2 protein-coding genes are annotated in these 7,943 nt (G+C 39.1%); one reads left to right on the forward strand and one right to left on the reverse strand.

Translation table 11 applies throughout. The features are described from left to right. Positions 1–678: 678 nt before the first annotated feature. On the forward strand, positions 679–3,516 hold the full coding sequence (gene leuS / locus QXL17_08125; protein MEM4259094.1) for a leucine--tRNA ligase: 2,838 nt from the start codon (positions 679–681) through the stop codon (positions 3,514–3,516). 25 nt (positions 3,517–3,541) lie between these two features. Here leuS and QXL17_08130 read toward each other — a convergent pair whose 3' ends face one another. Beyond that, the gene (locus QXL17_08130; protein MEM4259095.1) at positions 3,542–7,669 is read right to left on the reverse strand and encodes a PQQ-binding-like beta-propeller repeat protein; all 4,128 of its coding nucleotides are present in this window, start codon (positions 7,667–7,669) and stop codon (positions 3,542–3,544) included. Positions 7,670–7,943: the final 274 nt, after the last annotated feature.

Genomic DNA, 7,943 nt, shown 5'->3' on the forward strand with positions numbered 1-7,943 from the left:
GCTGAAATCGGCGGTGAAATTGCGGTTCACATGGTTCGCAACTGTTGGATTAATCTTTTTCTTTGCGCGTCCCATCCAATGAAAAAATGAATGTTTCTTCCTTAATTATCTATTTCGGGATGAAGCCTCTTTTTTGGTGTCAACTTAAGGAAACACTCTTTTAATTGAGCAACTCCTGCAACTCCATATAAGCAAACAGAGGGAGGCGTATGCTCGAGACTGTCAACTTAAAGCGTTTCAGTAGTTCGTCAATAGGAGAAAAAGAGAAAACTTACACGATATTCAAAAACATAGAAAAAACTCACTTACAGAGAGACGTGTGATAACAATAAGTTCTCTAACTCAGATTCTTGTTATAACATTTTTTATCTTTCATCGGTCTAGGCAATAAGAGTTTTTATTCTATTCTTGACGAAAAGGATTTCCATCGCCATCTGGAGATCATCAACCTCATCAAGATAGGTTCCATCATTTACGATATTCATCGTTTTAACACCACCATCTATATGTTATACTTTGTAATTAATAATATATAAAAGTATCGTGATATTCTACCAGATACACCACTTTTACAACGCTACCAGTCAAACGACGAGTAACCTTCATTACTTCGAGAAAGTAACTTCCAAGTAAGAAACATTAAATAAATCATTTTTCATTTCCACACTCGATACTTCTATGGACATCGAAACCTACAACTATACGACTATTGAAAAAAAATGGCAAGAATATTGGTATACCAACCATATAAACACAACAAGTATAACAAATCAAAAAAAATTTTTCATCCATTTTGCATACCCTGGAGTATCAGGATACCTTCACGTCGGCCACATGCGAGGTTTCACCTATTGTGACATTATTGCTCGATACAAAAAAATGACCGGTCACGATATCTTATTTCCTGCAGGATTTCATGCTTCAGGAATACCATCCATAGCATTTGCTAAAAAAGTAGAACGAAACGATCCAGACACTATCGCAATACTGAAAAAAAATAATCTTGCTCCTCCTCAGATAGAGAAACTAAAAGACCCTCATGAAGTTGTAAAATATTTTAGTACTGTCTACATTGAAGACTACTGGAAACGATTCGGTTTTCTCATCGATTATACAAGAACCATGACAACCATCTCGCCAGGATACAAAAGATTCATACAATGGCAATTCCATAAACTCAACGAAAAAAAACTCCTCATTCAAAAACCGCATTACGCCCCTTTCTGTCCGAATTGCGGACCTGTTGCGGTGGACAAATCAGAAACCGATGTATCTAAGGGAGGATCTGCTGAGATCCTCGAATTTACCATCATCAAATTCCGACTTGCTGATGGGACAATACTTCCTGCTGCAACACTTAGACCTGAAACCATTTTTGGCGTTACGAACATGTGGATCAACCCTGATGTTGTTTATCAAAAGGTAAAAATTCATGATGAAATTTGGATTTGCTCTCAAGACTGCATCGAAAAACTCATGAACCAATACGATGCTGTAGAACCCCTTCCGGAAAAAATCCCTGGAAAAAACCTGCTGCATGCAACCTGTACCATTCCAATGGTTGAACGGGCGGTTCCAATCCTCCCTGGAATTTTTGCAGATCCTCACATTGCTACAGGTATTGTCATGTCAGTACCAGCACATGCACCGTATGACTGGATTGCCTTGGTTGAGTCAGGAGAATCAATACCAGCAATCAAAATTATCGATGTTGATGGATTTGGCGACAACCCAGCAAAAGAGGCTTGTGAACAGCTGGGTATCATCAGCCAAACACAAACTGAAAAACTCGACGAAGCCACTGATCTTGTCTATAAAAAAGAATTCCATACCGGCGTTCTCAATGAAAAATGTCCTCCTTACCAAGGCCTACGGATATCAAACGTTAAGGACACAGTTATTGCCGATTTGATCGATAAAAATGTCGCTACAATCATGCGCGAATTTTCAGAAGAAGTACTCTGTCGATGTGCGAAAAGAGTCGTTATCAAACAGATACCGGATCAATGGTTTATCAAATATAGTGACGTTGTCTTGACGGAGGAGTCAAAAAAATATGCAGCAACCATGCAGATCTATCCTTCTGAGTATTATGATGAACTTCCAAAAATCCTCGATTGGTTTGGTGACCGCGCTGTTATCAGAAAAGGAAACTGGCTTGGAACAGAATTTCCATTTAAAAAAGGATGGATCATCGAACCGATTTCTGATTCAACACTTTATCCTGCTTACTATGTGATAGCTCCATATGTCAACGCTGAAAAAATAACCGCAGAGGAGATGACGCCTGCATTTTTTGATTACGTATTTCTTGGACTTGGTAAACCAAAAAATCAGATATGGAAACAAATCAAACAGGATTTTGACTATTTTTATCCAGTCGACATCAATCTAGGTGGAAAGGAACATAAAACTGTTCATTTTCCCGTCTATATTATGAACCATGTTGCTATCATGCCTGAACACAAACGACCACAAGGATTATTTGTTCACTGGTGGGTCACCCAAAAAGGGAAAGAAAAAATCAGTAAAAGCAAAGGAGGCGCAGAACCAATCCTTGAAGCGGCAACCGCCTATGGTGTTGATGCCATGCGTTTGTATTATGCGCATGTGGGATCTCCCTTTGTTGACATCGAATGGGATCCTGACACTGTTTTGAAATATAAAAACCGAATACAAATGATATATCGGCAGGTCATGTCTCTCTTGTCAGAAAAGCACTGTCGTCACACTTCTTTGCAACAGGACATTGACCACTGGTTGCTTAGTATATTCCAGCGACGTCTCTCTGCCATATTGAATGCTTTTGAAACCTATGATCTTCGTGTTGCGTCAAATGAAATCTTCTTTGAATGTTACAAAGATCTCCAGTGGTATCTAAAACGAGGAGGAGATCATCAAAAAACGTTATCACAGTTTCTCGAAACTTGGATTATTCTTATGACTCCAATTACACCACATCTTGCTGAGGAACTCTGGGAAAAAATGGGGAACCAACCATGCGTCTCAGAGCATCTCTATCCATCTGTGGACACATCACTTATTTCTGAGATATATGAAACAGGAGAATATTTACTCACGTCAATCTTAGAAGATATCGGCCAGATCATGAAAGTAACGCAGATAACTCCTCAAAAGATACTACTCTATACAACTCCAGTCTGGAAAACCAAATATCTTCGAAAGGCGCTTCATCATCTTCAAGAAAAAACTTTTGATCCAGGTACTCTCATCAAAGAAGCCCTTTCCGATCCTTTGTTGCAACCACATGCGAAACAGGTATCTCAATACCTTGGAAAACTCGCAAGCGATCTAAAGAAATTCAATGATGATGACCGAAGGCGACATCTCAGTGGGCTTGATGAATTTCAGTATCTCAAAACCACGCAGCCATTTCTCGAGCGTTTCTTCGCATGCAGATTTGAAATCTATCAAGCTGATGATCCCGACAAAAATGATCCCATGGATAAAGCACGGTATGCTGCTCCGCTCAAACCAGCGATTGTCCTCCAATAACCATGATACTCTTTTTTTTGTTTTGTTAATTCTTTTTTCGCAGAGATATACTTACAACACTGAGAATAATAAGGAATGTGATAATCAAAGCAACCAGTATTAGAACAATATCTTCAGGGAATATATGAACCCCAGTACTGAACACTTTTGATTCAGCGACATTTCCTGCCATATCCTCAGCACGGATATAGAACTGGTAATACCCATTTCCTTCCTGTGCTAAAAAATTCCAGAGGAATGGTTCACGTTGTAATGAGTCACCAAATAATTTCCACGGTTTATTCTCAAAATTGTTATCATCTGAATATCGATAGAAAAGTTGTACTTGTTTTACCCCACTTCCAAGATCAGATGCGATAGCTCTAATTGTAAAATTCTTCGAGGGATTCCACTGGAAATCAAGATTTGGAATATCGATGTCAACCAGGGGTTCTTTCGAATCTCGGACAAGTTTTAACGCTTCAGATTCATTTTCAATATATCGAACATTATTCAAGGTGTCGTTTATCCGGAAAAACAGATAGCAGGGGACATCTTCATTGATCATATTCCAAAACTCTGTTTTCAGCGTCCACGGCGAAACGTATCGAAGCGCATAAACCTTTTCAGCAATCAACGTCCATGAAGATTCAAAGTATGGTCGATACCAAATCGAATGAAGTTGAAAATCATCTTTAAACTCAACGGTGATTTGTGGAAGTTCACTGAATGAGTATTCACTATCAAATATTGGTTTCTCCGGGGGAATATTATCAAAAATAATAACTGTAGTACTCCGATTCACGAGATCCTCACTATTTCCTGCTTTGTCGGTCGCTCGGCATGCGAGTTCATAGTATCCACCACCTTCAATCGTAGTGATATTCCACTGAGGTTTTGTGGTGTTTACCACAGATCCAAATGATTTCCATGATCCCGAGAATGTTTTTGTCTTTGAAAAACGATACAATAACTCAACGCGAACAATTCCACTGCTTGGGGCAGGATCACTAACTGTGGCATTCACAAAAACTTTTGACATGTTGAACCGCGAGTTATTCAAGCGAGGATTCAATCGAGACGTCGGTTTTTGAATATCTTGTTTAAATGAGATTGTATTGCTTTTACCAAGATTACCTGCGAGGTCATAAATCGAAAAAGAGATGCTTTTTATCGAGGAGATATTTCTGCTAAAATCAAGCATGCTAATATTTGCTGTTAGCGTTGCAAATTGAGAACCATTCACCCCCGTACACTGTGCTCGAACAGTTTTTGAATACACTGTTGTATCACCAGTTAATGTATAGCCGAGGGTATACGTTGCAGAGGTCACCACGAGACCTGTAGTATTATCCCAGACAGGGATTGTACATGTTGGAGTTTGAGTGTTAATCCAGCCGTTTGGATCTGGTGTGAAGGCTCTATGGTTGAACGATGGCGGGTTTGCATCGGTTTGGAAGGTAATGTTCCATTTTAAAAGCTTTGGATTAACAGTTATATTCTCTGCTGAGAGATCGGCGCGTAATCGAAGTACACGATCAAGGGTCCTATTCTCCAACGTAATTCCACTTCGATTATACAACGGTTTGATGACATTGCTATTGCTATCAAGAAGGCTAAAGGTAATCGAACTTGTACTGTTCCTTGGAATATCATACACTGCATAGAAATTTTTCCACCAATAGTTTTTCGGTAGATAAATCGGATTCGAGATAACATATCCAGAGATTTGCGTAGTTGGATTTTGATATGACCCAAGGGCGTATAAAACACCGTTGCTATCACCAAAAAACACAAGACCATTTGAAATAATCGATGAAGTACAGATTGGTACTTCTACAAAATCTGGTTGAAACGTTATAAATGGAGGATACATGTTTTCCCCGTTGTTTGTTTTAATGCAAAACAGTTTCCCTTCAGGTGTACCAATATAAAGAACATCATCAGCGATTGCTGGAGACGAGCTCAGAACCGTTGTTTGTGTCAAAGGAATCGTATAAATTTGTCGTGACCATCGTTCAGTCCCATCACTCACATTTAGAGCATACAGCATTCCGTTTGGTGCTGCTGCATAGATAACATCATCAACCACAGCTGGTGTTGAATCTGCTAGGGCAACGCCGGGTTTCAGTGCGATGCTTAAGGTTTGTGACCAGAGTTTCTTTCCATCGGACAAAGACAATGCAGTGAGTGTGGTTGTAAATCCTTTTGAACCAATGATAAACACTTTATCGTCGTAAATTACAGGGGATGCTCGGTTAACTGAACCAACTGACTGATTCCAGATTGCTTTACCACTGTTAATATCAACAGCAAAAATACTATCTCCTTTTTCATATGCACAGGCAACAATGACCATATCATCTGCGACCGCGGGTGTTGAAAGACTCTTTGCTGGAAGACTAAATATCCATAGAGCATCATTATTCGTAAGATGGCCGGTACGATCTAATGCCAAAGCGATGAGTTTGTTATTTGAATTTGATTGGAACATATCTGGGTCGCCACTCCACGAAGTGACAAAAACTTTATCCTCAAAGACTGCTGGAGAGGCCCAATAACAAATGTTATCGTTAAACGTGAACCTCCATTTCTCATTAAGATTATTCAGCCGGTCAAGAGCATAGATATAATTCTGGGTGCCTGATGGGCTGGTTGAACCGGTAGCAACAATCACGTACCGATCCGTGATCGTTGGTGCAGCTACTACTTCTTTATCAGTATTGCTAACTGGGATTTTTTGTGAATAGGGTATTTCGTATTCACCTGCAGGAGGTTTAATGCTGATATTGTTAAACAGGTAGAGATCTTTTGATCCTTCATAGGTAACGTACAATACGCCTTCGCTGATTACTTGATTCGTCAATGGTTTTCCTGTTTTGATGACTGCATACCAATTTAACTCACTGCTGAGTGGTCCTTTTCCTTCAGAGATACGAGTGTTTGCTGGGTTTTGACCAAACATCGGCCAATTTCCGGTCACAGGACGTACGGTGACGTATCCTGAACCGACCGTTACTCGATGTTTCGTTTCCGTTCGAAAATCAGAGTAAAATAAATCCTGCCAATGGAGACTTTTGTCCAACGTTTGCCATGTGACCGTCCATCGATAAATCTTTGGAGATGAGGTTTCTGTTGTTGTCGTCAGATTTGCTCTGATTTTTAATTTTTTATACGATGGAGGTATCGTATGTAGGTATACAGGTGATTCAGTAAAACCATTCAGATTTCCTGGGAGATATCGTTCTTCAACTAGGGAGTAGTTTCCCGATGCATTTAAAAATAAAACTTGATAGGTGACTGTTGCCCCGCTCCGTTCATAGTCATCCCAACTCAGCGACTCCCAATAAAATTTATCAGTACCGGAGATATTTTGAGGATCAATGGGTTTTTTTGTCTCAGCAAAACCGGTTCCAACCTCATAGCTTTTTTCCGCTTTTGAGAGAACACGAACATAGTCGGTAGCTAATGTGCATGATCCTATTTTTGGTTTGCACACAACGCAGACATCAAGATAATTATCAGAATTTACTGCAAGCAGTACTTGTTCTCGTTGCAACTCATGTTTGATAACCAGATAGGTATTATTTGAATGTGCTGAGGTGGTTGGAATCCACGTTCCAAAAGAGGGTACTGCGACGAACCACTGCCAATAAAATAAACACACCTCTTTATCGTCATCAGCTCGACCTCTCCAGAGAATCTCGAGGGTATCAGCAGAATCAGGATTTATCTTAAATCGAAAATGCTGAACAACGTATTTCTTGAACCCTGATGATGAACGATTTGCAGTTTTTCCATCATTGGGACTTCGGATATTAACTATGTCCGTGTACTGGTTGAATTCATCTTCATAGGTGATATGGCGTGTTGGATGGAAAAAAAATGGTATAAAAAACGATGAAACATAACTGTATGCTTTGTGGGTCGAATCCTTTTTAAAATCGTAGGTTCTTCCTGCTGAGTTATAATTTAGAGTGATTGCATTATCATCAACAATACAATTATTTAACGAGATATTTTTTCCGACATCGTCTGAGTCAAACGTCATCGTCCAAAAACCGTCGTTTCCGTTGGTCTCATACTTGGCAGCAACAAAAAGATTTGAACCAGCACATAATGATAATACAAGAAAAATAACCAGCACTTGTGTTATCAATTTTTGTGTCAACATATATTATCTATCCATATAAATTTTTTATTTCTTATATTATTTACTCCTACTTAAATACTTTTATTATTTCTTAGAGAGTGTTTATATATTGAAAGCCTTGCTGTATTTTTATATCCCATCTGTATATATTGTTTATGGAGCAGCCTTTTGATAAACTGCTACAATCATGTTATCGATATACCGTTTAAAAAGTTTCGTTATTCTCAGTATTCCAGATCTTGTTGAAGAGAAAATAAACGTAACACCACGCAAATATCCATGACATTGGTTCCTG

Source organism: Candidatus Thermoplasmatota archaeon, assembly GCA_038884455.1.
Lineage (GTDB): Archaea > Thermoplasmatota > E2 > DHVEG-1 > DHVEG-1 > JAWABU01.

What these genes read in the sequence shown, in the direction of transcription:
- leuS (MEM4259094.1), top strand. Translation starts at nt 679, where the DNA reads ATGGACATCGAAACCTACAACTATACGACTATTGAAAAAAAATGGCAA.
- QXL17_08130 (MEM4259095.1), bottom strand. Translation starts at nt 7,669, where the DNA reads ATGTTGACACAAAAATTGATAACACAAGTGCTGGTTATTTTTCTTGTA.